Genomic DNA, 26,605 nt, shown 5'->3' on the forward strand with positions numbered 1-26,605 from the left:
CCTACTCGGCAATGACGACGCCCTTGGCGGTGGACGAATTGAACTCACCCATGAACGGGTAGGTCCCCGGGTCGAGCGCCCGCAGGCGCACGACGCCTTCGGAATGGCCGCCGATGACCTTCTCCACCTTGAGGGGTGCGGAATCGAACTCGTCGGCCGCCGGATCCTGGTTCTTGATCAGCAGCTGCATCCGCGTGCCGGCCGGCACGCGGATCGCCGACGGGGTGAAGACGTGGTCCTTGAGGACGACCTCGATCTGTCCGGCGGCGTTGGTCGCCGTATAGGCGGGCGCCGTGGTGCTGCCCGAGGCCGTCTGCGCGGCGGTGCCGCACGTGCCGAGCGCCGAGAGCATCGAGCCGGCGACCAGATGGCGAAGGATCAAGGTCATGCCCGATGCTCCCGTCGCTTGCGACGCCATGTGCCTACGCGCCCGCCGCAACGAGCGCCCCGCGATGATCAGGCGACGCCGGGCCGCAGCTCATCGCACGGGCTCGGCGGGGCGCCTGCCTAGTTGCTCTTGCTGGGATATTGAAAGGTCCAGCTCACGGTGATCGGCTGCCACCAGGCGGGAACGCCGGTATCCTTGTCGATGTGACGGATGAACCCGGCCTTCGATGGCGGGTCGACGACGTAGGTGGCCTTGTAGGTGCCGGGGCCGTCCATCTTGAAGTTGTTGGCATAGTGCGGCCCGTCCTTGGCCTCCATGGCGGCGAGCTGCTTGGTCTCCTTGTAGCTCGTCCCCTCCTTCTCGATCGTCAGGTTGACGGTGAGGTAGGGAATCCAGGCATCCTCCGGAAAACCGTGGCTCTCGTCCTTGGTCGCGTGGATGTCGATCTCGATGTGGACCGCGCTCGAGCTCATGTCCATGCCGGGCGGATGCTTGTCCATCTCGATGCCCGTGAGATAGGCCGGCGAGAACTGCATACCCTCCTTGACCACCGGCTCACCCATGTAGAATTCGGCGGCCCGGGCCGCGGAGGCGCCCAGCAGCGCAGCTCCGATCATTGCGACGCGAACAGATGCAATCATTTTCGCGGTCCTCCACGCTTCTTTGGCAGAAGCAGCAAGCCTGCATAGATCTCAAATATTCGATTGTCACGGCACAATTTTACAAGACAGACAACTCGATTTGGAATGAATACGATGAAGCGATTGCTATCTCCGTCGTCCGAGCGCACGATATTTGAATTAGAATAATTCTATATTATCGATGGCAAATCTTCACACCCGCGTTGCGCGATCGTCGTTCACGCCGACACCACGACGCGTGGCCGTCGCCTTGTCGGACGGTCGCGCCTGCGCCGATCGCCCCAAGAGTGGACCGGTCGCCCGAGGGCTCATCGACAACGTCGTATCGGCGGAGTAACGAAGAGCTGCTCTCGGATCGGGACCTCTCCGCATCGCATCGGCTGCCATCCCAAACCGCCATCGAAGGATATCTGGATGCCTCGCCGAAACCGGATAGGCTTGTTCGGCTGGCTTGGACTGGGTGTGCTTGTTCTGCTGCTCCTGGCCGCCGCGACGTCGACCTTCACGATGGGCACCGACGGTCTCTGGCGCGATCCCTACCATGACCGGAACACACATTTTCTGAACGGGCTGAAGCTCGCGCAGTCGATAGCGGCGCTGGACCCCCTCGGTTATGTCGCGCACGCAGTGGCGATACCTGTCTGGCCCCCTCTGCACGCAATTGTACTCGGCTTCGTGCTGCTCGTCGGCGGGGCGAATCCCGATCTGGGGATCGTGCCAAGCCTGCTCGGCTGGATCGGCACCGTAACGATGGCGGCGGTGCTGGCCTTCCGTGCCACATCCGACGGCGGCCGCCTTCTCGCTGCGACGCTTGCCGCTGCCTTCGCCGCCTGGAGCCCGGCCTTTCGTCTGCTCGGGTCGGACGTGATGCTCGAGGCGCTCGGAGCGCTGCTCAGCGCCCTCGTGCTGTATGCGTATCAACGCGCCTCGGACGCTTGGGCGGCGAATGACGCACGAGCCGCCGCGCGCTATTGCCGTTATCTTGCCATTGCACTCAGCCTTTTATTTCTCGAGAAGTATAATTACTGGCTGATGGCGCTGGCAGCCGTCACGGCAACGGCGTTGCTCAATGGAGAACTGACGGCGTTTCTACGCAGATTGACGGGGCCGGACGGCCGCGCCCTGCTCCGCGCGCTCTTGCTTCATCCGTTCCTGCCCCTCGCCGCGGCTCTGGTGGGGGTTGCCGCGTGGCTGTCCGCGCGCGAGACAACCGCGATCCAGTTCGCCGGGCGCGATTTTCTGATTGCGCCTGGGCTTGTGCTCATGCTGGCCTGGAGTGTCATCCTCGCCCGGCTGGCGCTGTTCTGGCTGAGCAGTCATGCGGCCGCCAGCGCGCTGCTCGGTCGCCATGGCCTGATCATCGCGGCATGGCACGGGCTCGTCGTCGGGCTCTGGTTCCTCGTGCCGGAGGTTCTCCGAAGCTTCGCCTGGTTCATCGGACCGACGCATTTCGGTGCATCACGCGGCTACGATCCCTGGGCCGCGCTGCTGTTCCACTGGCACGGCTTTTCGGAAGGCTTTCATTCTCATCCCGCCCTGGCGCTTGCCGCGCTCTGTCTCGCCGTCGGCGGCGGCAGCCTGCTGGTCGCCCGCAGGGGCGGGGCGCGCGTCCTGCCGGTGTTTGCAGCGTTGAGCGCACTCATCGTCGTTCTGCATCCGCAGCAGCAGTGGCGTTTTCAGGCCACCTGGCTCTTTGCCGTATGGGCGCTCGCCGGCGTTGGCGCGGCGGAGGCGTGGTGCGTCGTGACCGGCCGGGTGTCGTCCCCCGCCGTCCGGTCGGGCCTGACCCTCGTGGTTGCGGCCGCTTTCGTCGCGGCACTGGTCATCACCAGTCTCAAGCCGCCCTCGGAGATGGCGCTCAAGGTCGCGATCCGGACGCCGGAGCGTCCGAACGATCGCGATCTCGCCGCCGCCTATCTGCCCTTCGTGCAGCACGAGAACGACATCGGCTTTGCCTCCACGCTCGGCGTTTCCGATCTTTTCGCCTGGACCGTCATGGTAGCATGCCGCTGCTTTCCCCGGATCGACCAGCCCGTGCTGCAGGAACTGCCGGACCGGGCAGCCGTCCAGGCGGCCGGCAGGGTGTGGCTCGCCGCGAGCTGGGCAGGGCGGATCGTGTTCGTCGATACGCCCGCTCCCTATGTCGTGCCGGGGCTGCCCAACCGCCGCGAGCGCCTCCTCGGCGTGCGTGATGCCCTCGCGGATCAAGAGCGCTACAGGCCGGTGGCCGACGGCGACGTTGCCATCGGCCCGTCCCGCATCTCCGTCTGGGAGCTGACGCCGGCGGCGCTGGCCACGCCCCGGCCCGCCCCGCCGGCCCGTCACCACCTCATCACCATGTTCACGATCATCGTGGCGCTGGCGGTTCTGAGCGCCTTCATGATCCCGCGGACGCGTGAGCCTCCCGCCACGTGAGAACGCTCGTCGCGACGTAGTTCCACACCGCGCCGACGACGATGCCCGCGGCACTCGCCAGCCACCAGGCAACGCCGCCCAGAAACAGCGCACGCGCAGCCGCCACGTTGATCACGGCGCCGACGGAGCACGCGAGATAGAAGCTCGCCAGACCGACGCCGATCGCCGAGAGGCCCTGCAGCCTCCGATCGCGATAGGTCAGCATGTTGTTGCAGAAAAAATTCCCGGTCATCGCCAGAAACGTGGCTCCCGCTTGCGCCATCGTGAACGACAGGCCCAGCGCGCCGAGCGAAACGAATGTCGCAAAATGGACGATGACGCCGATGCCGCCGACGAAGGAGAACAGGAGAAAGCGTACCGGAACGACGCGGCCGATCGCTTTTCCCGCCAGCAGCACGAGGTACTCCGCCCCCACACGCGCGTCGAGCTTGCTGTCGCCGCTGCGGCGAGCGCGGAAGCGGTAGGGAAGCTCGACCACGCGCAGGGGGGCCGGCAACGACGTGAGAATGTCGATCAGGATCTTGTAGCCTTGCAGGGCAAGACCGCCGGCTGCGCTGTCGAACGTCGCGCGCCGCAGCGCGAAGAAGCCGCTCATCGGATCCGACAGGTCGGTGCCGATGATGCGCCGCGACAACCAGGCGCCGGCGCGGCTGATGAGCCGCCGCCGCGTGGTCCATGCCGTCGACGCCTCGCGCAATCCGGCGCGAACGCCGACGGCGACATCGGCCGTCCCGTCGCGCAAAGCCGTCAGCATGGACGGGAGCAGGGCCGGATCATGCTGCCCGTCCGCGTCCATCACCGCAACATACGGCGCGCTGCTCGACTGGATGCCCTCGACGACGGCCGACGCGAGACCGCGTCGGCCAACGCGCCGGACCAGCTTCAGACGATGATTGTCGCGCGCCAGGTCGGCGACATGCTGCCATGTGCCATCGGGAGAATCGTCGTCGACGAAGATGACCTCCCACGGCTCGCCGGACAGCGCATCGGCGAGCTCGGCGACAAGCGGCTCGATGTTGTCGCGTTCATTGAACGTCGGGACGACGACGGCGAAGTCGGCTGGCCCGGTGGCGGGCTCCAACGCGAGACCATTCTCGGTCGCCGAAGTCGTCGTCGCGCGCACCGTAACGCCCTCCCCCTCTGCCCGCGTGCGTCGTCAATGAGCGACGGATCGCGGTCTCAGGACAGGCCTCACGTGAAGCTCAGCGCCTTGACCTGCTTCACGCCCGGAATGGCCTTGACCGTCTCCAGCACCTGCGGCGGCACGGCACCGTCGACTTCGACCAGCGCAATGGCCGACCCGCCCGGCGCGTCGCGGCCGAGCGCGAAGGTGGCGATGTTGACGCCCGCCTCCCCCAGGGCGCTGGCAAAGCGGCCGATGAAGCCCGGCTTGTCCTCGTTGGTCACGTAGAGCATCGACGGACCGAACTCGGCGTCCACATTGATGCCCTTGATCGACAGGATGCGCGGCTTGCCGCCGGCGAACACGGTGCCGGCGATGGCGCGCGTCTGGCGCTCGGTGGTGACGGCGAGCGTGATCAGGGCGTCGTAGTCGCCCTCCGCCTCGCGAATGGTCTCCTCGACCACGATGCCGCGCTCCTTGGCGACCGCGGGAGCCGAGACGACGTTCACGTCCTGCAGCATCGGCCGGAGCACGCCGGCGATCGCCGACGCCGTGAGCGCTTTGATCTTGAGGCCGGCAACGGAGCCCTCGTAGGTGATCTGGATGCTCTTAATGCCGGATTCCGTCAGCTGGCCGGCGAACGAGCCCAGCCGCTCCGCCAACGTGATGAAGGGCTTGAGCTTGGGCGCTTCCTCCGCGGTGATGGACGGGAAGTTCACCGCGTTCTGGATCGCCCCGCGCAGCAGGTATTCCGACATCTGCTCGGCGACCTGGAGGGCGACGTTCTCCTGCGCCTCGGTCGTCGCCGCCCCCAGATGCGGGGTGCAGACCACATTGGGGTGGCCGAACAGCGGGTTGGAGGTCGCCGGCTCCTCGACGAACACGTCGAAGGCGGCGCCTGCCACGTGGCCGCTGTCCAGCGCCCGGCGCAGGGCCGCCTCGTCCACCAGGCCGCCGCGGGCGCAATTGATGATGCGCACGCCCGGCTTGGTCTTCGCCAGGTTGGCCTCCGACAGCACGTTGCGCGTCTTGTCGGTGAGCGGCGTATGCAGAGTGATGAAATCGGCGCGCTGCAGCAGCTCGTCGAGCTCGACCTTCTCGACGCCGAGGTCCAGCGCCCGCTCCGGCGACAGGAACGGATCGTAAGCGATGACCTTCATGCGCAGGCCGACACCGCGCTCGGCGACGATCGAGCCGATGTTGCCGCAGCCGATGATGCCGAGCGTCTTGGCGGTGATCTCGACGCCCATGAAGCGGTTCTTCTCCCACTTGCCGGCCTGGGTGGAGGCATCGGCAGCCGGGATCTCGCGGGCGAGCGCGAACATCAGCGCGATCGCATGCTCGGCGGTGGTGATGGAATTGCCGAACGGCGTGTTCATGACGATGACGCCGCGACCGGTCGCCACCGGAATATCGACGTTGTCGACGCCGATGCCGGCCCGGCCGATCACGCGCAGGCGATCTGCGCGCGCCAGGATCGCCGGCGTCACCTTGGTGGCCGAGCGGATGGCGAGGCCGTCGTAGTTGCCGATGATCTCGGCGAGCTTGTCCTTGTCCTTGCCGAGCTCGGGACGGAAGTCGGCGTCGATGCCGCGGTCCTTGAAGATCTGCACGGCGGCGGAAGAGAGGGCGTCCGAAATCAGGACTCGGGGTGCGGCAGACATGGATCACCTGTCGTCGAGCGGCACGGCGCCGATGGTCGTTCGAGGCGCAAGCGGTGCCGGCGGTGAAATGGGATCGCCGCGCCCGGCGTGGCGCGGGCGCGGCTTGGCATCGGATGTGGGCGGCCCGGCGCGGGCGGCGCCGACGGCCTCGTCAGGCCGCCTTGGCGAGCTTCGCCTTGGCTTCCGCGAAGGCGAAATCGAGCCAATGGGTCAGGGCTTTGACATCAGCGGTCTCGATGGTGGCGCCGCACCAGACGCGCAGGCCGGGCGGCGCGTCGCGATAGGCGCCGATGTCGTAGGCGACGCCTTCGGCCTCCAGGCGCGAAACGATCGCCTTGGCCACCGTCGCGACCGCCTCGGGGCCGCGCGAGACGACCTCCGGATCGGTGATCGACAAGCAGACACTGGTGTTGGAGCGGGTGTGCGGCACCTTGGCGAGGTTGCCGATCCAGCTGCTGCGCGCCGTCCAGTCGAACAGCGCGCCGGCATTGGCGTCCGCCCGGGCGATCAGCCCCTCCAGGCCGCCGACCGACTGCGCCCACTTCAGGCCGTCGATGTAATCCTCGACGCACAGCAGCGACGGCGTGTTGATGGTTTCGCCCTCGAAGATGCCCTCGATCAGCTTGCCGCCCGAGGTCATGCGGAAGATCTTCGGCAGCGGCCACGGCGGCACGTAGCTTTGCAGCCTGGCCACGGCCCGTGGCGACAGGATGAGCACGCCATGGCCGCCCTCGCCGCCCAGCACCTTCTGCCAGGAGAAGGTCACCACATCGAGCTTGGCGAAGTCCAGCCGCTGGGCGAAGGCCGCCGACGTCGCGTCGCAGATGGTCAGGCCCTCGCGGTCGGCGGCGATCCAGTCCGCGTCGGGCACGCGCACGCCCGACGTCGTGCCGTTCCAGGTGAACACCACGTCACGGGTGCGGGTATCGACCTGCGACAGGTCGGGCAGCTCGCCGTACGGGGCCTTGATGATGCGCGCATCGGCGAGCTTCAGCTGCTTGACCACGTCGGTCACCCAGCCTTCGCCGAAACTCTCCCACGCCAGCATGTCGACCGGCCGCGCGCCGAGCAGCGACCACAGGGCCATCTCGACGGCGCCGGTATCGGACGCCGGCACGATGCCGATGCGATAGTCCGCCGGCACCTGCAAAATCTCGCGAGTCAGGTCGATGGCGAGCTTGAGCTTGGCTTTGCCGACCTTGGCGCGGTGCGAGCGGCCCAGCGGCGCGTCGCTCAGAACCTCGGGGGCCCAGCCCGGCCGCTTGGCGCAGGGGCCGGACGAAAATTGCGGCCGCTCGGGCCGCACCTTTGGCGTCGTCGTCATGGTCCATCCTTTCAGATGGGCGCTTCCCGTTGGGGGGAAGTGTCCCGCCGATGCGGGTACGCTCACCGGCGGTCGCACGCAAGACCAATCTCGGGCGCAGCAGCCGCGCGCCCTTTGCATCGGTCACCGCCATGGCGCGGCGAGCCGTCAGCCCGGTAGGGCTGTCCGTACGCTGTTGCCGTTCAAAACGGACGAATGGCCGGCTCGAGCCCGGCCATGACGTGTCGGAGGCCGGGCTGTCGCGTACCCTACACGCCGCTCAGGTCCCAGCGGACGCCGATCATCACGTCCTGGCTGTTGATGCTCTTGACCCGCAGCGGTGTCGCCGCCGTGCAAAGGTAGCCGGTGCCGCAGATGCCTGGGTTGCTGCCGGCCGAGCCGAGATTCAGGTAGCGATAGGCCACCTCGGCGGTCACTCCCGGCATTATCTCGTAGGCGAGGCCGGCATAGAGCGCGAAGGCGGCCTGGGTACGGCTGCCGTGGGCGATGGCGTCATAGCCCGTCGCCGGTCCGAGCGGCGCGCCGACATCGACGCGGCTGATGCCATGCAGGCGATTGTAGGCGACGCCGACGCCTGCGCCGACGAAGGGTGTGATCCCTTCCCACGTCCCGATATCCCAATAGCCGTTGACCAGCGCAACGGTGGAGCTCACGCCGGCCCTGTAGTAGGCAGCGGGAGAGCTCGGGTTGCCGACGTTGACCGCGTCGATGCCGATCGCGCGAAAGCTCTGGCCGACGAGGCCGCCGACCGTGAGATCGGCGCGGAAATTGGATCCGAACCGATAACCCACGCCGCCGCCGATGCTCCAGCCGTTCTCGATGCGCTGCCTGACCAGCGCCGTATCGATCGGCACGAGATCGACCGTGGGTGTCCGTGCCCGCGACGTGCTGGTGGAGCCGAGCCCGACGTCGCCGCGCAGATACCAGCCGCCGCCGATGGCGATGGGCGTGCTGGGCTCGATGTCAGGCAAGGGGGGCAGGTCCGCGGCGAAGGCCGGCAAGGCGGCGAGGACGACGACCGCCGCCGCAGCGTGAGAAACTCGGACCATGGGCACACCGTGTTGGCGCCCCGGGCGGTCGAACGCCGCCGGGGAACGCCCGCAACGTGCCAGACACCTCTTAATGCGGACTTAACCTTAACTCGCTTGGTTAAGGGGTGAGCACCAGCCGCAGAGCCTTGCGGGCTGGTCAGGCGGCCGACTTCGCCAGCGCCTCGATCACGTCGTCGACGACCTGCTCCACCAGTTGGCGGTCGTCGCCCTCGCCCATCACACGGATGACCGGCTCGGTGCCGGACGGGCGCACGACCAGCCGCCCCTCGTTGCCGAGACGGCCGCGAGCGGCCTCGACGATCGAGACCACGTTCTCCTCGGCCGGCCGCTGGCCCGCCTTGTAGCGCATGTTCTTCAGCACCTGCGGATAGGGCTCGAAGGAGTGGCAGACCTCGCTGACCGGCTTGCCGGAGCGCTTGACCACGGCCAGCACCTGCAAAGCCGACAGCAGGCCGTCGCCGGTCGTCGCGTAATCCGACAGAATGATATGCCCGGACTGCTCGCCGCCGACGTTGTAGCCGTTACGGCGCATGTGCTCGAGTACGTAACGATCGCCGACAGCGGTGCGCTCGAGCGCCAGGCCCAGGCCGTCGAGATAGCGCTCCAGGCCGAGATTGGACATGATCGTGGCGACGATGGCCGGCTTGGACAGCAGGTCATCCTCCTGCCAGCTCCTGGCGATCACCGCCATCAGCTGGTCCCCGTCGATGAGGTGGCCCTTCTCATCGACGACGATCACCCGGTCGGCATCGCCGTCGAGCGCGATGCCCACGTCGGCGCGAACCTCCCGCACCTTGCGGGTGAGCGCCTCCGGCGCGGTGGAGCCCACGTCCTTGTTGATGTTGAGGCCGGTGGGCTCGACGCCGAGCGGAAACACCTCCGCCCCGAGCTCCCACAGCGCCTCCGGCGCGACCCGGTAGGCGGCGCCGTTGGCACAATCGATGACGACGCGCAGCCCCTCGAAATCCAGCGCCCGCGGCAGCGTCCGCTTGGCGAACTCGATGTAGCGGGCATGCACGCTCTCGATGCGCTTGGCGCGGCCGAGGTCGGCCGAACCCGCCAGGCGCTTGCCGAGGTCGTTCTCCAGAAGCGCCTCGATCTCGGCCTCCACCTCGTCCGACAGCTTGTAGCCGTCCGGCCCGAACAGCTTGATGCCGTTGTCCTCGAAGGGGTTGTGGGAGGCGGAGATCATGACGCCGAGGTCGCAGCGCATGGAGCGGGTGAGCATGGCGACGGCAGGCGTCGGCATCGGGCCGAGCAGCAACACGTCCATGCCCACGGAGGTGAAGCCGGCCTGCAGCGCCGACTCGATCATGTAGCCGGAGAGCCTGGTGTCCTTGCCGATGACCACCCGGTTGCGGTGATCGCCGCGCCGGAACATGAGGCCGGCCGCCTGGCCGACCTTCAGGGCCAGCTCCGGCGTGATCTCGCTGTTGGCGCGCCCGCGGATGCCGTCGGTACCGAAATAATTGCGCGTCATGTGTTCAAGTCCTCGAAGAATCGAAGGTTCCGCACGGCATCCACGCTATTCACCCGTCGCCGCAAAGTTCCCACACTGTCGATCGCGGCCGATCAGGCGTGTTCAAAGGGGGTTTGATACCCTAGAGCATTTCGCCGTTGGATGGGATCATCCAATGGCACGGAAATGCTCATAACTTTCTGAATCTGGAGCGCTTCTTTCGCGACTGGGTGTGTCCCGCCATCGCGAAGCGCTCTGGCGCAGTCCCGATCGGATAGGGACACCTCATCAGGCAAGAATGCTCCAACGCTTTGAATCCAGATCGCTTCCTGATTGGGGCGCGTTCATCCGGTCAGGACGCACGCCAGCGGCCGGACCGTGCATCCACCGCTCGTCGGCGCGACGCATGCCGGCGTCGAGATCTCGTCACCCCCCGACGAATACTCGTCAGCCCACAAAGCAGCGTTCGCCTGCTCCGGTCAAGATCATGGCCGCATCCCGCCCATCACAGTTCATAACCGGGTGTTACGGACGGAGCCTGGGTCCATGGCGCCGCAGCGCGCCGACCGCGACATGGCATCATGCGCCACCCGACGCCCGCCGGAATGCCAGGACGGACGCCGTCGGCGCGTCGGCGGCCGCGCTCGCGGTGGCGACCTGGTCGCGGCCGTAGCCCTTGGCGACGTACAGCGCCCGGTCGGCGCGCTGCATCAACCGCGAGAATTCTTCGCCGGCGGTCGACTCCGCTACGCCGACGCTGACCGTTACGCGCGCACCGCCGGGCAGCGCCGCGATGGGGAGCATGCGGATCTGCTGGCGAATCGCCTCACCGACCATCGCGGCTGCGGCCTCGTCGCCGTCGGCGAGAAAGACCGCGAACTCCTCGCCCCCCATTCGGCCGACGACAGCGTCCGCCGGTGCGTTGGCGCGCAGGATGCCCGCAAACGCCCTGATGACTTCGTCCCCGGCCGCGTGGCCGTAGGTGTCGTTGATGAACTTGAACTGATCGAGGTCGAAGACCACGACCGCATGGACTCGGGCGGTAGCACGCGCCAACCGGGCCTTGCATTTCACGTCGAAGCTCCGGCGGTTCAGCAGGCCGGACAACTCGTCGATCCGGGCGTGATCGAGCATGTCGCGCACCACCACCAGCAGGATGGCCAGCGCGGTCGCGATCAGCAGGATCCCGCTGAGCGCCTGCGAGAACAGTGCGTAGGTGCTTTGCGCATAGTCCTTGGCGGTGGCGCCGGAGCCGAGCACCATGGCCGCGTAGGGCTTGGCGAGGAAATGGGCGCCGACCACCCACAGGATGGCCGCCAGCAGGCGGTCGGCGCCGCGCTTGTGTGGAACCCGGGAGACGACGATGGCGCAAATGCCGAGGCCGATGGCGAAGGGCAGCTGATAGATCAGCTCGTACGGCATCGTGTCGCGCGGGCCGTCCCAGATGGCGATCCGGGTGGCGATCGAGGCGAGGAACGACCCGACCAGCAGCACCGACGACAGGCGCTCGCGGTAGTACGAGGCCAAGCCCTTGGCCGTGACGTGGAAGGCCAGCGAGAACATCGTGAAGCTGACGACCGAGAACAGGCCGGGAAACGGTGTCACCCGCACGAGAAATTCGGCCGCAGGCGTCAGAGCGCCGATCGCATAGCTCAGGGCAAACCAGCCGACTCGCCGAAAGGCCACGTCGACCCGCGACAAGGCCAGGAACGTTCCGGCAAACAACGTCGCGACGCAGACATTGGCTATGAGAGCGAAAACCGCGCCGGTCATGGGCGTCCGTAAGACGATCAACTTAAGTCGACAATGATGACGTTATCATGGGCCTGCATCCTTAGCGTCAAGATGACGCCTGTCCCGACGTGGCATGGTATCCGCATCTTTCGATTCGTGGCGATGTCGCCTATGCCTCGCCGCGCGGAACGGATCGGCGGACCATGTTCAAGATCATTGCCACTGCGATCGACAGCGGGACCCGGCGCGAGGAGCTGGAGGAGCGGGCCCGCCACCAGCTCTCGGCCGAGATGCCCGGCACGCCGGATCGGGTGGCCGAGGCGCTGGTTCGCAACCGCATGAATTGGCGGCGCCGGATCGCAGTGCTCGACAACGCGGCGCGGACGAGCTGGCTGGTCTGCGCCCTCATCCTTCTGGCGGCGCTGCTGGCACTGATCTGGCAGTCGTAGCCTTTTCTATTGGAAGGCTCTAACTCCGCAGCCTGAACGAAAAATGCCGCCGCTCCTTGCGGGGCGGCGGCATTTTTCATGATGTCCGCGAAGCGGCCTCAGGCCTGCGGCTGCGGCTCCAGCCCGGCGTCAGGCTCGCCGCGCGGCGGACGGTTGCGGCCGGCCGACGGAACCGGCGAGCCCCGGGCCGGCGTCACCGGCTCGCCGCTGTCGCGAATCGGTGGCTTGCCGTCGAGCAGGTCGCGGATCTCATCGCCGGAGAGCGTCTCGTACTCCAGCAGGCCCTTGGCCAGCGACTCCAGTTCGTCGCGCTTCGTCGTCAGGATGCGGCGGGCCTCGGCCAGCCCCTCCTCGACCAGGCGACGGATCTCGGCGTCGATCTTCTGGGCGGTCGCTTCGGACAGCGTCTGCTGCTTGCCGATGGAATAGCCCAGGAAGACCTCGTCGTTGTTGTCGCCGTACATGACGGTGCCGAGCTCCTGCGAGAAGCCCCACTGGGTCACCATCATGCGGGCGAGCTTGGTCGCCTGCTGGATGTCGGACGCCGCACCGGAGGTGACCTTGTCGGCGCCGAAGATGATCTCCTCGGCGACGCGGCCACCCATCATGATGGCGAGCCGCGAGGTCATCTGCTCGTAGCTCATCGACAGCTTGTCCCGCTCGGGCAGCTGCATGACCATGCCGAGCGCGCGGCCGCGGGGGATGATGGTCGCCTTGTGCACCGGATCGGTGGCCGGCACGTTGAGGGCGACGACCGCATGCCCCGCCTCGTGATAGGCGGTGAGCCGCTTCTCGTCGTCGGTCATGACCAGGGTGCGGCGCTCGGCGCCCATCATGACCTTGTCCTTGGCGTCCTCGAACTCGGCCATGGTCACGATGCGCTTGCCGCGCCGCGCCGCCAGCAGCGCCGCCTCGTTGACCAGGTTCATGAGGTCGGCGCCGGAGAAGCCGGGCGTGCCCCGTGCGATGGTCTTGAGGTCGACGTCCGGCGCCAGCGGCACCTTGCGCACGTGCACGCGCAGGATGCGCTCGCGGCCGATCACGTCCGGGTTGGGCACGACGATCTGGCGATCGAAGCGGCCGGGACGCAGCAGCGCGGGATCGAGCACGTCGGGCCGGTTGGTGGCCGCGATGATGATGATGCCCTCGTTGGTCTCGAAGCCATCCATCTCGACCAGCAGCTGGTTCAACGTCTGCTCGCGCTCGTCGTTGCCGCCGCCGAGGCCGGCGCCACGATGGCGGCCGACGGCGTCGATCTCGTCGATGAAGATGATGCACGGCGCATTCTTCTTCGCCTGCTCGAACATGTCGCGCACGCGCGAGGCGCCGACGCCCACGAACATCTCGACGAAGTCGGAGCCCGAGATGGTGAAGAAGGGCACGTTGGCTTCACCGGCCACGGCGCGCGCGATCAGCGTCTTGCCGGTGCCGGGTGGGCCGACGAGCAGCACGCCGCGCGGAATCCGTCCGCCCAGCCGCTGGAACTTCTGCGGGTCACGCAGGAACTCGACGATCTCCTGGAGGTCGTCCTTGGCCTCCTCGACGCCCGCCACGTCCTCGAAGGTGACGCGGCCGTGCGCCTCGGTCAGCAGCTTGGCCTTGGACTTGCCGAAGCCCATGGCCCGGCCGGCCCCGTTCTGCATCTGCCGCGACAGGAAGATCCACGCGCCGATGAAGACGAGGATGGGCAGCCAGTTGACCAGCAACGCCACGAACCACGGCGTATCCGACTGCGGCGGCCGGGCGGAAATCTGCACGCCCTTGGCCTGCAGCTTGGAGATCAGGCCCGGATCGAACGGCGCGTAGGTATGGAACGTCCGGTTGTCCGTATAGGTGCCGTTGATCTCCTGTCCGGAGATCACGACGCTGGCGATCCGCCCGTTGTCGGCATCGCTGAGCAGTTGCGAATAGGCGATCTCGCTTCCACCCGAACGTTGGCCGGGGTTCTGGAACAGCGTGACCAGCGCCAGAACCAACAGGAAAATGATGACCCAAAGGGCAAAATTCCGAAAATTGGGGTTCATCTTATTGCGATTGTCCTGGTCCATCCGGCCCGCTCGGCGTCTGCGAGCGCTCCCTATTCAATGTAAGTCGGTGCAGGCACATTGCCAAGTCAATGCACGGTTCCGAGGCAAAACCGTGTTTAACGGATCAGGCTTGGCCGAGCGGTTGCCCGCCGGCGCGGCGCCCTCGCCTGCGATCGCCCTCACGGAGGATCGTCGCCCGTCCGGCGGTGTCGAGGCATAAGATCGTACCGGCAAGTGACGATTTTAAGGGGCTGCGGCGAGCCTGCGCATCGGCGAAGCGCCGCGCCAGCGCCTCCAGCCGCTCCAGCCGCAGCGGCGCCCGCGAGCCCGGGGCCCGCACCGCGTCGATGAACGTGCCGAGAACCCGTACGACGATCTCGGCCGGCTGCGCGGCGAGGGCCGCAGCGGCGAAGGTGAGGCCCTGTGCCGTGGCGCGCGGCGCGCACGCGGCGCAGGCGGGCTCCGTCATCTGCCGCAGCGCCTCATCGGCGCGCGCAGCGCGGGCGGCGAGCCTGAGCAGGCGAGCCCGGTCGAGCCCTTCGGCGGCGAGGGCGGCGCTGATCCGGCGCAGCCGTGGGCGCAGGAAGCGCGTGTCGGCATTGCTCGGATCGCTCACATAATCTTGACCCAGGACCTGGCAGGTCGCCAGCAGCCGTGCCTTGGGCACATCGAGCAGCGGACGGGCGAGGACGAGCCCGTCGAGCGGCGTCAGCGGCGCCATGCCGGCAAGGCCGGCGATGCCCGAGCCCCCGAGCAGGCGTAGCAGCACCGTCTCGGCAGCGTCGTCGGCATGGTGGGCGAGGACGATATGGCTCGCGCCGATGGCCCGCGCCCGCCCGCTCAGCAGCCGATAGCGCGCCTCCCGCGCCCGCTCCTGAATGGCGCGGACGGGCTTGTCACCCTCCCAGGTCAGGATCGTAGCCGCCAGTCCCGCTGCTGCCGCCCAGCGGACGACCGCTTCGCATTCCCGCCGTGCCTCGGGGCGCAAGCCGTGGTCGACGGTGGCAACCTCCGTGGGCGGGCGGCCCGGCGCCCTGGCCCAGTCGGCGACGAGGCGCAGCAGCGCCATGGAGTCGGGGCCGCCGGAGACGGCGAGCAGCAGGCCGCGGGCGCTCTCGATCGGACGCAGGCGCTCGGCCGCGGCGGCAGCGTCCAGAGGCGTGTCGTCGCCGGTGCGGACCTCACCGGCCGCGGCCGGGCGCGGCGCGGCGCCGGGCTCGGACCCGGCCGCGGCGCCCCGAGCCGGAGTCAGCACTTGGCCCGGCGGCGCTCGCGATCGATGGCCGAGCGGACCTCGGGCGAGGCTTGCGGGTACTTGCGGGTGACCTCGCCGTAGGTGGCGCAGGCCTGGTCGTGGGCGCCGATGCGGTTGAGCGACATGCCGAGCTTCACCAGGCTGTCCGGCGCCTTGCCCGAGCCGGCATAGTCGGTCGAGACCTTGAGGAACTGCTCGGCCGCTTCGCGGTAGCGGCCGCGCTGGTAGTAGCTCTCGCCCAGCCAGTAGGTGGCGTCCGGCACCAGCCGGTCACGCGGATGCGACTGCAGGTAGCGTCGGAACCCCATCTCCGCCTGATCGTACTGGCGCTGCGACATGTCGCTGAAGGCGGCATCGTAGTCGGCACGCGGCGAGACGGGGTTGCCGGTCGAGGCGATCGAGGTGCCGCCGCGCGGCGGCGGCGGGCCGCCGCTGTCGTCCATGGGCGCCTCGGGATCGGCCGCCGCCAGGCGGGTGTTGTCGTCCTGCTCGTCGACGATCTGCACACCGCCCGTGGCGATGGCGCCTTGCGGCACGCCGGGGCCCCCGCCGACCACGGCCGGGGGGCGACTGTCCGGCGCAAGCGGCGGCGCCGCCGAACGAGGCGAGCCGAGGGGTTGGGGCGTCCCCGGAGCGTTCGGACTGCGGCTCGGGTCGAAAGCGTCGCCACGGCGCTGGGAGCCGCGCGGCGCCTGTTGCGACGTCGATGGGGCGCCTTGCTGAGGCGCCGAGCGCGCGCTCGAGCCGCCGCCGGCCTTGTCCTGGAAGCGGAACTCGACGTCGTCCTGGAACTTGCGCAGCTGATCGGAGAGGCGGCGGTTCTCGAACTGCAGCTGCTCGATCTGTCCGGACATCTGCCGCAGCTGGCTCTCCAGGCGACCGATGCGCACGATCATGTCGCCCGGGTCCTGCGCCAAGGCGGGCTGGACAAACGCCGCAAGGGCCAATGCGACGGCAAGACTACGCGCGAGCGGCCAGAAGACGGTCATCGATCAGAGGTCCGCAGGTTCATGGATGGCAGACGGCAGAAGCCGCCTATGTGGTTAGCACAAGCGGCTTCCCAGGGCCAAAATATGACTGCGGCGGACGTACGGCCTCAGGAGGCGCCGCCGTCGAGCACCGTCACCGCACGGCGATTCTGCGACCAGCAGGAGATGTCGTTGCACACGGCGACCGGCCGTTCCTTGCCGTACGAGATGGTGCGCATGCGCGAGGCGGAAATGCCGCGCGTGCTCAGGTAGTCGCGCACCGCCTGGGACCGGCGCGCGCCCAGCGAGAAGTTGTACTCGCGGGTGCCGCGCTCGTCGGCGTGACCTTCGATGAGGAAGGTGTAGCGGGGGTACTGCGACAGCCACGCCGCCTGCTTGTCGAGCGTAGCCACGGCTTGGGGGGTCAGATCGGACTGATCGGATTCGAAGAACACCCGGTCGCCCACGTTGACGACGAAGTCCTGGGCGCTGCCCGGCGCCGCGCTGCCGGCGCCGGCGGCCAACCCGGCCGCCGAGTCGTTCTTGGCGCAGCCGGCCATCGCCAGCGCGGCCCCGACGGCGAGCGCGAGCGCCGCGGAGCGCGGGCGCCCCCCGGCCCTTCTGCCGACCGAGGCCGTCGCCTGATCAAATCCCGTCAGCGACATCATCAACCATCCTTCGACTGCAAGCACTGCGCGGATCCGGGATCGAGGCCGGATCCATGGTTCCTCGACACAGGGATAGCCCTGCCCGGTTAAGCGAACGTTCCGTCAACCTTGATGAAGGCTTTCGCGCGGGGGGCCGCGGCGATCCGCGGGCGGGAAGCTGTCGGCAACGTTAATCAAGGGTAAATCGGACGGTTTGGTGACCTTGGCGCCCGCTTCATCAGGCCGTCGTCGCGCCGCGACACCTTTGCTAGAACGGGACAGGAGGGGCGGACATGAGCTTGAGCGAGATCGATCCGTTGATTGCCCTGGGCGTCGTGCTGGCGACCGCGGTCACCGACATGGCCTACGTGTTCTTCAACGCCGCGGTGGTCGCCCGCCACCGGGTGCGCGCCGCCAACTGGAGCGCCGTCTGGTACCTGCTGTCGGCGTTCGCCGTCATCAACTACACGGGCAATGCCGCCTACGTGCTGTTCGCGGCGCTGGGCTCCTGGCTCGGCGCCTACGCCTCGGTGAGCTGGCTCGTCCGCGCCGGTCAACCGACGCTGCCGCCCCATCCCTGAGGAGACCTCGCGCACGAATGCTGCCGCGGATACCCTGCTCAGCGCATGTCGCCGAGCACCCCCGACCAGGCGGGATCCGAGGCGTAGCCTGGCGTCGGGATCGGCACCTCGACGCGGCCGGTGACGTCGACCATGTAGATCTTGCCGCCGGCTTCACCGCCCGGATCCCGGAAGAACATCAGGAACTGGCCGTTCGGCGCCCACGTCGGGCCCTCGTTGTGAAAGCCCTCGGTCAGGATGCGCTCGCCGGAGCCGTCCGGCTTCATGATGCCGATGGCGAAGGTGCCGCCCCTCTGGCGCGTGAAGGCGATGTAGTCGCCGCGCGGCGACCACACCGGCTGGCCGTAGCGCCCCTCGCCGAAGGAGATGCGCTGGGCCTCGCCGCCCGACGCGCTCATCACGTAGATCTGCGGGCTGCCGCCGCGGTCGCTCTCGAACACGATGCGCTGGCCGTCCGGCGAATAGGACGGCGAGGTGTCGATGGCGCTCGCCGTAGTCAGGCGGGTCGTCGTGCGCGAGGCGAGGTCCATGACGTAGATGTTGGCGTTGCCGCCCTGCTGGAGGCTGAGCAGGATGCGCTGGCCGTCCGGCGAGAAGCGCGGGCTCGACGTCATGTCCGGGAAATTGCCGACCACCTGGCGCTGGCCGGTCTCGACGTTGACCACCTGCACGCGCGGCTGCTCGCCGCGCCGCTGCGACATGAACGCCACGTCCTGCGAATTGAACGAAAAGCGCGGCGTCACCACCATCTCCTCGCCGCGGGTGAGATAGCGGACGTTGGCGCCGTCCTGGTCCATCATGGCGAGCCGCTTGCGGCGGTTCTCCTTGGTGCCGCTCTCGTCGACGAAGACGACGCGGGTGTCGAACATGCCCTTGAAGCCGGTGACGCGGGTCAGGACCGCGTCGGCGATGATGTGGCCGATGCGGCGCCAGTTGTTGGCGTCGGTGAAGAACTGCTGGCCGTCGAGCTGCTGGCCGGCCGCAGTGTCCCACAGCCGATACTCGGTCTTCAGCCGGCCGCTGCCGTCGCGGCTGACGCGGCCGGTCACCAGCGCCTGGGCGTTGATAGCCTGCCAGGCGGCAAACTGCGGCGCCGCGTCGAAGTTCATCGACCGCTCGGGGAACGCCGCCTTGTCGAGCGGCACGAAATAGCCGCACCGCTTGAGGTCCGCGCTGATGATGCCGGCGATCTTGGCGCCGAGCTCCGGGTCCCCGCTGAAGTCCGTGACGGCGATCGGCAGCGGCTGGAAGTTGCCCCGATCGATCGTGATCCTCATCTCGGCGGCGGCCGGGCTCGCGGCACCGACCGCGATGAAGCCGACGAGAACGTGCAGCGCCCGGAGCAGGGTCGAGGCCGCAGAGCGCCTCCGGCTGCGGGGAGCGCCATCGGCTGCCACCGTCGCACAGCTGCGCGCGCCCACGGCGGCCCCGTCACGGTGATCCATGGTATCAGCAATCATCGGTTATATCTTCGTTGGGATGGCGGCTTGTCGCGGCATGAGATGGCAAAAGCGTGTCGGCACGAGCGTCAGCTGTGCAGATCATGCCTCAGCCTTCCCAGCGCGGCCCGAGACGTAAGGCAAGCCGATATCGTCGTGTCGGAGGTGCGCGGCATATCCGCGTGGTGTTCACGCATCAGGTGACGCTCTCGAACGTAATTTCCCAGTCACGCCAGCCGTCCTTGCCCTCGTAGTAAGGTATGTAGCGGGCGGGGATGCGGAGCGGGCTGCACCGCCTGACCGCGCGCATGGCCGCGTCGGCGACGGACCGAAAGCCCGGATCCCGGGACGGGTTGGTCCAGACCGGCTGCGCCGCCAGCGACCCGTCCTGGTTGATCGCCATGCGGATGCGCGGCCTGAGCCCCGGGTCGGCTCCCGGCGGCGGCGAAAAGCATGCGCTCACCTGTTCTTTGACGATCGCGCCGAGCGCGTCCCGCTGCGACATCGACAGCTTCGGCGCCCGGCCGGTCTCGGTGCCGAGAGAGGCCACGCGGTTGTTCACTTCCGCGCCGGTCGACGCCGCCCGATGCGCCGCGTCGTTGCTCTGCAGCAGCTTGCGGATATCGGTCGGATTGAAGCGCTTCTCGGGCGGCGCCGGCTTGGCCTTGGGCGGCTCCGGCGGCGTCGTCTGCTCGATCAGCTTGGCCAGATCCTGCTTCCTCGGCTCGGGCTTGGGCTGGGGCTTCTGCTCGACCTTGGGCTGCGGCTTGGGATCGGGCTTGGGCTCGGGCTTGGGTTCCGGCTTCGGTTCCGGCTTGGGCTCAGGCGTCGGGTCGGGCTTGGGCTCGGGTTTGGGCGGCTCCGGCTTGGGCGGCTCCGGCTTGGGCTCCACCTTCGGAGGCTGCGGCTTGGGCTCGGGCTTCGGTTCCGGCTTGGGCGGTTCCGGCGGCGTCTCCTTTTCGGCGGCAACGAGGTCGGGCGGACGAGCCGGCGGGATCGGCGCCTGCTTGTCCTCCTCATGCTCGCCAGGATCGGGCTGCTGGACCTTGACCTCCGCGACCTTGTCGACGCGGGGCTTGGGATCGGGCTGGACCTCCTTGGCGGTCTTGTCGCCCTGAGTGATGGCCCGCAACTGCTCTTCGGTGATGATCTCGGCCGGAACCGCCTCCTCCTGATCGCCGAAGCGCGGCGCTGCGGCGAGCGCGATCAGCCCCGCGACGACGAACGCCGCGTGCATCACGCTCGAGACCGCCAGACCTGGCTCCTGTCGGGAGAAGGGAAGCCGCATCGACCGCGCTCAGCTCTGGTCCGGCTCGGTAACCAGGGCGACCTTCTTGAAGCCTGCCGCCGTGATCAGCCCCATCACCTGGGCGACCCGGCCATAGTCGACCTTCTTGGCGCCGCGCAGGTAGATGCGCTCGTCCATGCCGGCCTTGGCGGTCTGCTGCAGGCGGGAGACGATGTCGTTGTCCGGCAGCGGCTGGTCGCCGAGGAAGACGCGGCCGCGCTCGTCGATGGAGAGCGTCACCGGCTTGTGGTCGACGTTGAGCGGCTTGGCGGCGCTCTGCGGCAGGTCGACGGGCACCCCGGCCGTCAACAGCGGCGCCGCGACCATGAAGACGATCAGCAGCACCAGCATGACGTCGATGAACGGCGTCATGTTGATGTCGGTGAATGCGCCGGCCCGACCGCCACGGCGTCGGCGTCGGCGGCCACCCGCCTGGCCGGGCGCGCCCGCTGCCATACCCATGTGCTCAATCTCCGATCGTCATCGTCGGCCGCATCGCCGTCAGGCTGCCATCCGCTCGTCGATCTGACGTGACAGGATGGACGAAAATTCGTCGGCGAAGCCCTCGAGCCGCGCCTGGGCCTTGGCCGCCTCGGCCTGGTACTTGTTGTAGGCGATGACCGCCGGCACCGCGGCAACCAGGCCGATGGCGGTGGCGAACAGGGCCTCCGCGATGCCAGGCGCCACGACGGCGAGCGACGTGTTCTTGGAGGCGGCGATCGAGCGGAACGAGGTCATGATGCCCCACACCGTGCCGAACAGGCCGATGAAGGGGGCCGACGACCCGATCGTCGCCAGGACGAGGAGCTTGGATTCGAACCGCTCCATCTCGCGCTGGATGGACACGTCGAGCACCTTGTCGATGCGCTGCGGCAGCGAGGCGATGGAGCGCCCGGTGCCCTCGAACGATCGCTTCCACTCGCGCATGGCGGCGACGAACAGCGCCGCCATTCCCGTCGGCGTGGCGGCGGCCAGCGAGCGATAGAGCTCCTCCAGGGACTGGCCGGACCAGAAGGTGTCCTCGAAATCGTTCATCTGTCGCCGCGTGCGCGAGAACAGCAGCGCCTTGTCGATGATGATCGCCCACGACCACACGGACGCGGCAGCGAGCCCGAGCATGACCAGCTTCACGATGAAGTGGGCCTGCCAGAACATGTGCCACAGGGAGATTTCGCCTATGGGCAGGGCGCCCTGGGCCACGTCGGCGGGATTCATCGGCCATTCCTCTCGAACGGGTGCATCGGGGTGCCACGCGACTCGACCGGGTCGAAGCCGCCGTTCCATCTCGGTTGCGCACCGGACCGCTCTAAACCGGGCCGGCCGTCTAGCTCCGATGCGCTCGGGTGCCGTTCCCGAACATCGGCGTTACGCATCGACAGGCGCTTTCATCTCGACCGGCGCACGCACACGCTGCTCGCAGAACCAGCCGCACGGCGCGCAACAGACGCCAGGGCGCCTAACCGCGCCGCGCAGCAACAACCAAGCCAAACCGCCATCCTCATGGAGCGACACAAGCCGCATGAGACGTCAATCATCACGGGGACGGGGAGTTCACAGTCCTCTCCCTCGCCCCAGAATCTGTCGAAAGCAGGGCCACGGCAAGGGTTTGCCGAGGCCCCGGCCCAATCGGGGGCCGCGCCCGGGATCAGACGCGATTAACGTTAACGGACAGTTGACGGACCTGTCTCGGCGTCGATCGGCCACAGGCGCCGCGCGCACGCGGCGGTCGCCCCGTCGCAACCGCGCACTCACACGTCACGGCCGGGCTTGCCCTCGGCATGGCGCGGAGGCGTGTGGCAGCTGAAGCCCGCCGGTCCCTCCGGCTCGCCCAGCTCCCGACGCCAGCAGGAGGCCCCTCCGCCGCGAAGTGCCAGGAGGGATCAAGCAAGAGGGCCTGCCTCGTCCCCCTATTAAAGACAAAGACCTCGGCCACGGCCGAGGTCTTTCTGTTTCCGAGCCCCCTGATCCCGGACTCGGACGGGGTGGGCGGCTGCGCTGCCGGCACCCCCGTCAGCCCGTCAACAGCCCAGCGCAGCGGCGCCCTACTCGGCCGTGATCTCCTCCAGCGGCACCCAGTCGTTGCCGTCGAAGCGCTGCACCTGCAGGCGCTTGAACGGCACGTAGTCGTCCGGCGTCGTGCTGTAGGTGGTGCCGGGCAGCAGCGCCGGCGCGCGCACGTTCTTGAGGTTGGTCGCCTGCTTCAGCAGGTTCTCGCGGGTCAGATCGTCGCCGCAGGCGCGGATGATGTGCGCCATGACGTGGGCGAACGAGTAGGTCGCGAAGCCGATCTCGTTCATCGGATCGTCGTTGGGCAGGTACTTCTTCTGGAATTCCTTGTAGGCGATCACGTCCGGATCGTTGGCCCAGCGCGGGCTGGTGAACTGCTTGTAGGCGGTGGCGCTGACGATGCCCTTGACCGTCTCCAGTCCCGCCGCCTCGAGGAAGACGCGGCCGGTCGAGGGGCTCACCACGAGCTGCAGCGGCTGCCAGTTGAGCTCGTACACCTTCTTGTAGATCTGCGACGTCGCCTTGCCGAGGCTGACGTTGAAGAACGTGTCGGCGCCGGAGTTCTTGAGCGCCAGCACCTGGCTGTCGAGCGTCGGGTCGCTCAGCTCGTAGGTGACCTCCTTGACGATCATCGTCGCCGCCTTGTCGCCCAGCGCCTTCTTGAAGCCGGCCACGTAGTCCTTACCGAAATCATCGTTCTGGTAGAGGATGCCGATCTTGGCGTCGGGCTTCACCTTCAGCAGGTAGCGGCCGAGCACCTCGCCCTCGGTGCCATAGAGGAAGAAGGCCGGCGTGCTCCACGGGAACGCCTTCGGCTGGTTCCACTTGTTGGCGCCGGTGCTGAGCAGGAGCTGCGGGATCTTCTTGCCGTTCAGGTACTTCTGCACGGCGGACTGGGCGGCGGTGCCGCTCGAGCCGAACAGCGCCAGCACGCCGTCCTGCTCCACCAGCTTGCGGGTCTGCTCCACCGTCTTGGGCGGCGAGAAGGCGTCGTCGAGCGAGATCAGGTTGATCTTGCGGCCGTTGATGCCCCCCTGCGTCTCGTTGAGCATGTTGAAGTAGGCGACCTCGCTGCGCCCCTGGATGCCGTGGGCCGACAGCGGCCCGCTGTAGGGCATCGTCTGGCCGAGCTTCACCTCGGTGTCGCTGGCGCCTTCGCTGTACTTCTTCTCCTGAGCCGGCGCCGCCGACGCGGCGCAGATCAACGCCACCGCGGCGGCGAGACGGATGATCGGCATGGTCATCGAAAGCTCCTTGGATGGTCCCTGATCTAACGCTTGTTTGTCAGCGTTGTAGCGCGTCGCGCGGCCCGATCAAGTCGTTAGATCGCGTTATAAATTAGTCACCCGTCAGCAGGGCGCGCATGGCATCGGGAATGCGCGCCGGCCGGCCGCCCAGGATGGCGGCGACACGGACCTCCGCGGTGAGCAGCACCTCGTCGCCGCGCAGCAGGCGCTGGTCGATGATGAGCGAAGCGCCACGGACCTCGCGGGTGCGGGTCTCGACGATGAGCACGTCGTCCATCCGCGCCGGCAGCCGCCAATCGATGATCATCTTGCGCACGGCGAAGAACAGGCCGTCGCCGGCCAGCAGCTCGGACTGGCTGGCGCCGAGCAGGCGCAGCGATTCGGTGCGTCCCCGCTCCAGGAAGCGCAGGTAGTTGGCGTGGTAGACCACGCCAGAGAAGTCCGTATCCTCGTAGTAGACCCGGACGGCGAGCAGGTGGCAGCCGTCCTCGGCGCGGCCCGAGACGGGAACCAGCGCCGCGCCGTTGCCCATCGGTTCACTCATCCGTGCCGCCCTCCGCGCCGAACAGGCCGAACTGCGCCGGCCGCGCCGGCTCGGCCAGGCCGAGATGGCGGAACGCGTGCGGCGTCAGCAGCCGGCCCCGCGGCGTGCGCTGCACGAAACCCTGCTGGATCAGGAACGGCTCGATGATCTCCTCAATGGCGTCACGCGGCTCGGACAGGGCCGCGGCGATGGTCTCGACCCCCACCGGCCCGCCGCCGAAGGAGGTGGCGATCATGCTGAGGTAGCGCCGGTCCATGAGATCGAGGCCGATGGCATCCACGTCCAGCAGGCAGAGCGCCCGGTCGGCGATGGCGCGCGTCACCCGGTCGGCGCCCTCGACGGCGGCAAAGTCGCGCACGCGCCGGAGCAGGCGCCCGGCGATGCGGGGCGTGCCGCGGGCGCGCCGCGCGATCTCGTCCGCCCCCTCGTCGGTCATGCCGATGCCGAGCACGCGCGCGCCGCGCTTCACGATCAGCTCGAGCTCCGCCACCGTGTAGAACGACAGCCGCACCGGGATACCGAAGCGGTCGCGCAGAGGAGTCGTCAGCAGGCCCTGGCGGGTGGTGGCGCCGACCAGCGTGAACTTGGGCAGGTCGATCTTGACCGAGCGGGCGGCCGGCCCTTCGCCGATGATCAGGTCGAGCTGGTAGTCCTCCATGGCCGGATAGAGGATCTCCTCCACGGCCGGATTGAGCCGGTGGATCTCGTCGATGAAGAGCACGTCGCGCTCGTCCAGATTGGTGAGCTGCGCGGCCAGATCGCCGGCCTTGGCGATCACCGGGCCCGACGTGGAGCGGAAGTTGACGCCGAGCTCGCGCGCCACGATCTGCGCCAGCGTCGTCTTGCCGAGGCCGGGCGGACCAACGAACAGCACGTGGTCGAGCGCGTCGCCCCGGGCCTTGGCGGCCTGGATGAACACCGCCAGGTTGGCGCGCGCCTGGGCCTGGCCGATGAACTCGCCGAGCGCCAGCGGCCTGAGCGAGGTATCGGCATCGTCATCGCGGCGCTCGGGCGTGATCAGGCGGTCAGCCGGCATCAGGCCGCGTCCCCCGGGCGATCGTCTCCGTTGATCAAACCGTCCTCCTCACCCGACGCCGCGCGCGCGGCGTGACCGCGGTGCTCTATTTGCCCAGCTCCCTCAAGCCCAGGCGGATCAGGGTCCGTGCGTCGGCGTCGTCGCCAGCCGATTTCACCGCCGCGGCGATCGCCGCCGCCGCCTGTGGCTGAGCGTAACCCAGATTGACCAAAGCCGAGACGGCGTCCGCCGTCGCCGCGGGTGCCGTGCCGCCGTCGACCGCGCCGGCCAGCCTGGCCACGATCGGATCGACGTGGCCGAAGGCCGGCGCCTTGTCCTTCAGCTCGGCGACGATGCGGGCGGCGAGCCTCGGCCCCACCCCCGGCGCCCGCGCCATCGCCGTGCGATCGGCCATGGCGATGGCGGTGGCGAGCGCGGCCGGATCCAGCGCCGAGAGGATGCCGAGCGCCACCTTGGCGCCGACCCCCTGCACCGTCTGCAGCAGCCGGAACCACTCGCGCTCCGCATCCGAGCGGAAGCCGTAGAGGCGGATCATGTCCTCGCGCACGTGGGTCTCGATGGCGAGGCTCGCCGCCTCGCCCGCCGGCGGCAGGTTCTGCAGCGTGCGGGCCGAGCAATGCACGACATAGCCGACGCCGCCCACGTCGACGATGACGAAATCCTCGCCGTAGCTGTCGATCAGCCCCTTGAGCTTGCCGATCATCGCCGCTCCCAGCCCATGCGGCCCCAAAATACTTCAGCCTCGAGAACGTGGAGCATGTCCATGCAATCAGATGCGCGCATTTGATCGGGCATGCCCCAGCCGCCGCGCCGCCTCGCGGTGCTGGGCATGGGTGATGGCGACGGCGAGCGCGTCGGCCGCGTCGGCGCCGTCCGGCGTGGCCTTGGGCAGCAGCACCCGCACCATGGCCTCGACCTGCCGCTTGTCGGCGTGGCCGACGCCGACGACGGTCTTCTTGACCAGGTTGGCGGCGTATTCGGCGACGAGGAGGCCCGCCAGCCCGGGCACCAGCAGGGCGACGCCGCGGGCATGGCCAAGCTTCAAGGTGGATTGCGCGTCCTTGTTGACGAAGGTCTCCTCGACGGCGACTTCGTCCGGCTGCCAGGCCGTAATGACGCTCTGAAGGCCACGGTGCAGCTCGCACAGGCGGTCGGCCAGGCTCGCCCCGTCACTCGAGCGCACATGGCCGCAGGCGACGAAGCCCACCCGCGTGCCTTCCGACGCGATCACCCCCCAGCCGGTGCGCCTCAGGCCGGGATCGATGCCCAGGATGCGAATCGCAGGAAAGCCCATGGGGCTATCTAGCCGAACAAACG

At 68.2% G+C, this 26,605-nt stretch carries 24 protein-coding genes; 3 read left to right on the forward strand and 21 right to left on the reverse strand.

Annotated elements, in window-relative coordinates; translation table 11 throughout:
• Nucleotide 1: 1 nt before the first annotated feature.
• Both ACZ5PO_RS00930 and ACZ5PO_RS00935 read right to left on the reverse strand, forming a co-directional pair.
• Nucleotides 2-388: a cupredoxin domain-containing protein gene (locus ACZ5PO_RS00930; protein WP_464189323.1), complete on the reverse strand. Its 387-nt coding sequence runs from the start codon at nucleotides 386-388 to the stop codon at nucleotides 2-4.
• Between the two features lie 119 nt (nucleotides 389-507).
• Nucleotides 508-1,029, reverse strand: a complete 522-nt coding sequence (locus ACZ5PO_RS00935; protein WP_464189325.1) for an iron transporter — start codon at nucleotides 1,027-1,029, stop codon at nucleotides 508-510.
• A 438-nt stretch (nucleotides 1,030-1,467) separates the two neighbouring features.
• Between ACZ5PO_RS00935 and ACZ5PO_RS00940 the strand changes: the two genes are divergently transcribed.
• Nucleotides 1,468-3,444, forward strand: a complete 1,977-nt coding sequence (locus ACZ5PO_RS00940) for a hypothetical protein (RefSeq protein WP_464189327.1) — start codon at nucleotides 1,468-1,470, stop codon at nucleotides 3,442-3,444.
• Here ACZ5PO_RS00940 and ACZ5PO_RS00945 read toward each other — a convergent pair.
• The 6 genes from ACZ5PO_RS00945 to ACZ5PO_RS00970 all read right to left on the reverse strand — a co-directional run bounded on the left by ACZ5PO_RS00945 (nucleotide 3,407) and on the right by ACZ5PO_RS00970 (nucleotide 11,839).
• Nucleotides 3,407-4,567: a glycosyltransferase gene (locus ACZ5PO_RS00945; RefSeq protein WP_464189329.1), complete on the reverse strand. Its 1,161-nt coding sequence runs from the start codon at nucleotides 4,565-4,567 to the stop codon at nucleotides 3,407-3,409. The two genes, ACZ5PO_RS00940 and ACZ5PO_RS00945, sit on opposite strands and share 38 nt — an antisense overlap.
• A gap of 68 nt (nucleotides 4,568-4,635) precedes the next feature.
• Nucleotides 4,636-6,231 (reverse strand): phosphoglycerate dehydrogenase, encoded by a 1,596-nt coding sequence (serA, locus tag ACZ5PO_RS00950; protein WP_464189331.1) that lies wholly within the window; start codon nucleotides 6,229-6,231, stop codon nucleotides 4,636-4,638.
• A gap of 151 nt (nucleotides 6,232-6,382) precedes the next feature.
• Nucleotides 6,383-7,555: a phosphoserine transaminase gene (locus ACZ5PO_RS00955; protein ID WP_464189333.1), complete on the reverse strand. Its 1,173-nt coding sequence runs from the start codon at nucleotides 7,553-7,555 to the stop codon at nucleotides 6,383-6,385.
• A 248-nt stretch (nucleotides 7,556-7,803) separates the two neighbouring features.
• Nucleotides 7,804-8,604 carry an outer membrane protein gene (locus ACZ5PO_RS00960; RefSeq protein WP_464189335.1) on the reverse strand — a complete coding sequence of 267 codons (801 nt, stop codon included), beginning with the start codon at nucleotides 8,602-8,604 and terminating at the stop codon, nucleotides 7,804-7,806.
• Nucleotides 8,605-8,743: 139 nt separating this feature from the next.
• Nucleotides 8,744-10,087: a phosphoglucosamine mutase gene (gene glmM, locus ACZ5PO_RS00965; RefSeq protein ID WP_464189337.1), complete on the reverse strand. Its 1,344-nt coding sequence runs from the start codon at nucleotides 10,085-10,087 to the stop codon at nucleotides 8,744-8,746.
• A 558-nt stretch (nucleotides 10,088-10,645) separates the two neighbouring features.
• Nucleotides 10,646-11,839: a GGDEF domain-containing protein gene (locus tag ACZ5PO_RS00970; protein WP_464189339.1), complete on the reverse strand. Its 1,194-nt coding sequence runs from the start codon at nucleotides 11,837-11,839 to the stop codon at nucleotides 10,646-10,648.
• A 164-nt stretch (nucleotides 11,840-12,003) separates the two neighbouring features.
• Here ACZ5PO_RS00970 and ACZ5PO_RS00975 point away from each other — a divergent pair, with 164 nt between their 5' ends.
• Nucleotides 12,004-12,249: a hypothetical protein gene (locus ACZ5PO_RS00975; protein WP_464189341.1), complete on the forward strand. Its 246-nt coding sequence runs from the start codon at nucleotides 12,004-12,006 to the stop codon at nucleotides 12,247-12,249.
• Between the two features lie 98 nt (nucleotides 12,250-12,347).
• Here the strand turns inward: ACZ5PO_RS00975 and ftsH are convergent, their stop codons facing one another.
• From ftsH to pal, 4 genes are all read right to left on the reverse strand, one after another.
• On the reverse strand, nucleotides 12,348-14,273 hold the full coding sequence (gene ftsH, locus ACZ5PO_RS00980) for an ATP-dependent zinc metalloprotease FtsH (protein WP_464189343.1): 1,926 nt from the start codon (nucleotides 14,271-14,273) through the stop codon (nucleotides 12,348-12,350).
• A 127-nt stretch (nucleotides 14,274-14,400) separates the two neighbouring features.
• Nucleotides 14,401-15,432: a tRNA lysidine(34) synthetase TilS gene (gene tilS / locus ACZ5PO_RS00985; protein WP_464197246.1), complete on the reverse strand. Its 1,032-nt coding sequence runs from the start codon at nucleotides 15,430-15,432 to the stop codon at nucleotides 14,401-14,403.
• A 92-nt stretch (nucleotides 15,433-15,524) separates the two neighbouring features.
• Nucleotides 15,525-16,520 carry a tol-pal system protein YbgF gene (gene ybgF, locus ACZ5PO_RS00990; RefSeq protein WP_464189345.1) on the reverse strand — a complete coding sequence of 332 codons (996 nt, stop codon included), beginning with the start codon at nucleotides 16,518-16,520 and terminating at the stop codon, nucleotides 15,525-15,527.
• Between the two features lie 107 nt (nucleotides 16,521-16,627).
• Nucleotides 16,628-17,167, reverse strand: a complete 540-nt coding sequence (gene pal, locus ACZ5PO_RS00995) for a peptidoglycan-associated lipoprotein Pal (protein WP_464189347.1) — start codon at nucleotides 17,165-17,167, stop codon at nucleotides 16,628-16,630.
• A 272-nt stretch (nucleotides 17,168-17,439) separates the two neighbouring features.
• On the opposite strand from pal, the gene ACZ5PO_RS01000 reads away from it, so the two are divergent.
• Nucleotides 17,440-17,727: a hypothetical protein gene (locus ACZ5PO_RS01000; RefSeq protein ID WP_464189349.1), complete on the forward strand. Its 288-nt coding sequence runs from the start codon at nucleotides 17,440-17,442 to the stop codon at nucleotides 17,725-17,727.
• A gap of 38 nt (nucleotides 17,728-17,765) precedes the next feature.
• Here ACZ5PO_RS01000 and tolB read toward each other — a convergent pair whose 3' ends face one another.
• From tolB to ruvC, 9 genes are all read right to left on the reverse strand, one after another.
• Nucleotides 17,766-19,187 (reverse strand): Tol-Pal system beta propeller repeat protein TolB, encoded by a 1,422-nt coding sequence (tolB, locus tag ACZ5PO_RS01005; protein WP_464189351.1) that lies wholly within the window; start codon nucleotides 19,185-19,187, stop codon nucleotides 17,766-17,768.
• Nucleotides 19,188-19,362: 175 nt separating this feature from the next.
• Nucleotides 19,363-20,454, reverse strand: coding sequence for a cell envelope biogenesis protein TolA (locus ACZ5PO_RS01010; protein ID WP_464189353.1), 1,092 nt, complete (start codon nucleotides 20,452-20,454; stop codon nucleotides 19,363-19,365).
• Nucleotides 20,455-20,463: 9 nt separating this feature from the next.
• Nucleotides 20,464-20,916: an ExbD/TolR family protein gene (locus tag ACZ5PO_RS01015; protein ID WP_464189355.1), complete on the reverse strand. Its 453-nt coding sequence runs from the start codon at nucleotides 20,914-20,916 to the stop codon at nucleotides 20,464-20,466.
• 39 nt (nucleotides 20,917-20,955) lie between these two features.
• Nucleotides 20,956-21,669 (reverse strand): protein TolQ, encoded by a 714-nt coding sequence (gene tolQ, locus ACZ5PO_RS01020; protein ID WP_464189357.1) that lies wholly within the window; start codon nucleotides 21,667-21,669, stop codon nucleotides 20,956-20,958.
• A gap of 827 nt (nucleotides 21,670-22,496) precedes the next feature.
• On the reverse strand, nucleotides 22,497-23,705 hold the full coding sequence (locus tag ACZ5PO_RS01025) for an ABC transporter substrate-binding protein (protein ID WP_464189359.1): 1,209 nt from the start codon (nucleotides 23,703-23,705) through the stop codon (nucleotides 22,497-22,499).
• A 94-nt stretch (nucleotides 23,706-23,799) separates the two neighbouring features.
• On the reverse strand, nucleotides 23,800-24,240 hold the full coding sequence (gene ybgC, locus ACZ5PO_RS01030; protein WP_464197248.1) for a tol-pal system-associated acyl-CoA thioesterase: 441 nt from the start codon (nucleotides 24,238-24,240) through the stop codon (nucleotides 23,800-23,802).
• 4 nt (nucleotides 24,241-24,244) lie between these two features.
• On the reverse strand, nucleotides 24,245-25,288 hold the full coding sequence (gene ruvB, locus ACZ5PO_RS01035) for a Holliday junction branch migration DNA helicase RuvB (protein ID WP_464189361.1): 1,044 nt from the start codon (nucleotides 25,286-25,288) through the stop codon (nucleotides 24,245-24,247).
• A gap of 85 nt (nucleotides 25,289-25,373) precedes the next feature.
• On the reverse strand, nucleotides 25,374-25,991 hold the full coding sequence (gene ruvA / locus ACZ5PO_RS01040) for a Holliday junction branch migration protein RuvA (protein ID WP_464189363.1): 618 nt from the start codon (nucleotides 25,989-25,991) through the stop codon (nucleotides 25,374-25,376).
• Between the two features lie 66 nt (nucleotides 25,992-26,057).
• Nucleotides 26,058-26,582, reverse strand: coding sequence for a crossover junction endodeoxyribonuclease RuvC (gene ruvC, locus ACZ5PO_RS01045; protein ID WP_464189366.1), 525 nt, complete (start codon nucleotides 26,580-26,582; stop codon nucleotides 26,058-26,060).
• Nucleotides 26,583-26,605 lie beyond the last annotated feature (23 nt).

The organism is Chelatococcus sp. KU-N122 (genome assembly GCF_055391085.1).

Bases quoted from the DNA above. Each gene is read 5' to 3' on its own strand.
- ACZ5PO_RS00935 (WP_464189325.1), bottom strand. From the start codon at position 1,029: ATGATTGCATCTGTTCGCGTCGCAATGATCGGAGCTGCGCTGCTGGGC.
- ACZ5PO_RS00930 (WP_464189323.1), bottom strand. From the start codon at position 388: ATGACCTTGATCCTTCGCCATCTGGTCGCCGGCTCGATGCTCTCGGCG.
- ACZ5PO_RS00960 (WP_464189335.1), bottom strand. From the start codon at position 8,604: ATGGTCCGAGTTTCTCACGCTGCGGCGGCGGTCGTCGTCCTCGCCGCC.
- serA (WP_464189331.1), bottom strand. From the start codon at position 6,231: ATGTCTGCCGCACCCCGAGTCCTGATTTCGGACGCCCTCTCTTCCGCC.
- ACZ5PO_RS00970 (WP_464189339.1), bottom strand. From the start codon at position 11,839: ATGACCGGCGCGGTTTTCGCTCTCATAGCCAATGTCTGCGTCGCGACG.
- ACZ5PO_RS01000 (WP_464189349.1), top strand. From the start codon at position 17,440: ATGAGCTTGAGCGAGATCGATCCGTTGATTGCCCTGGGCGTCGTGCTG.
- ACZ5PO_RS01015 (WP_464189355.1), bottom strand. From the start codon at position 20,916: ATGGGTATGGCAGCGGGCGCGCCCGGCCAGGCGGGTGGCCGCCGACGC.
- ACZ5PO_RS01010 (WP_464189353.1), bottom strand. From the start codon at position 20,454: ATGCGGCTTCCCTTCTCCCGACAGGAGCCAGGTCTGGCGGTCTCGAGC.
- ACZ5PO_RS00955 (WP_464189333.1), bottom strand. From the start codon at position 7,555: ATGACGACGACGCCAAAGGTGCGGCCCGAGCGGCCGCAATTTTCGTCC.
- ruvC (WP_464189366.1), bottom strand. From the start codon at position 26,582: ATGGGCTTTCCTGCGATTCGCATCCTGGGCATCGATCCCGGCCTGAGG.
- ACZ5PO_RS01025 (WP_464189359.1), bottom strand. From the start codon at position 23,705: ATGACCATGCCGATCATCCGTCTCGCCGCCGCGGTGGCGTTGATCTGC.
- ruvB (WP_464189361.1), bottom strand. From the start codon at position 25,288: ATGCCGGCTGACCGCCTGATCACGCCCGAGCGCCGCGATGACGATGCC.
- ruvA (WP_464189363.1), bottom strand. From the start codon at position 25,991: ATGATCGGCAAGCTCAAGGGGCTGATCGACAGCTACGGCGAGGATTTC.
- ybgC (WP_464197248.1), bottom strand. From the start codon at position 24,240: ATGGGCAACGGCGCGGCGCTGGTTCCCGTCTCGGGCCGCGCCGAGGAC.
- ACZ5PO_RS00975 (WP_464189341.1), top strand. From the start codon at position 12,004: ATGTTCAAGATCATTGCCACTGCGATCGACAGCGGGACCCGGCGCGAG.
- pal (WP_464189347.1), bottom strand. From the start codon at position 17,167: ATGATGTCGCTGACGGGATTTGATCAGGCGACGGCCTCGGTCGGCAGA.
- glmM (WP_464189337.1), bottom strand. From the start codon at position 10,087: ATGACGCGCAATTATTTCGGTACCGACGGCATCCGCGGGCGCGCCAAC.
- ftsH (WP_464189343.1), bottom strand. From the start codon at position 14,273: ATGAACCCCAATTTTCGGAATTTTGCCCTTTGGGTCATCATTTTCCTG.
- ybgF (WP_464189345.1), bottom strand. From the start codon at position 16,520: ATGACCGTCTTCTGGCCGCTCGCGCGTAGTCTTGCCGTCGCATTGGCC.
- tolQ (WP_464189357.1), bottom strand. From the start codon at position 21,669: ATGAATCCCGCCGACGTGGCCCAGGGCGCCCTGCCCATAGGCGAAATC.
- tolB (WP_464189351.1), bottom strand. From the start codon at position 19,187: ATGATTGCTGATACCATGGATCACCGTGACGGGGCCGCCGTGGGCGCG.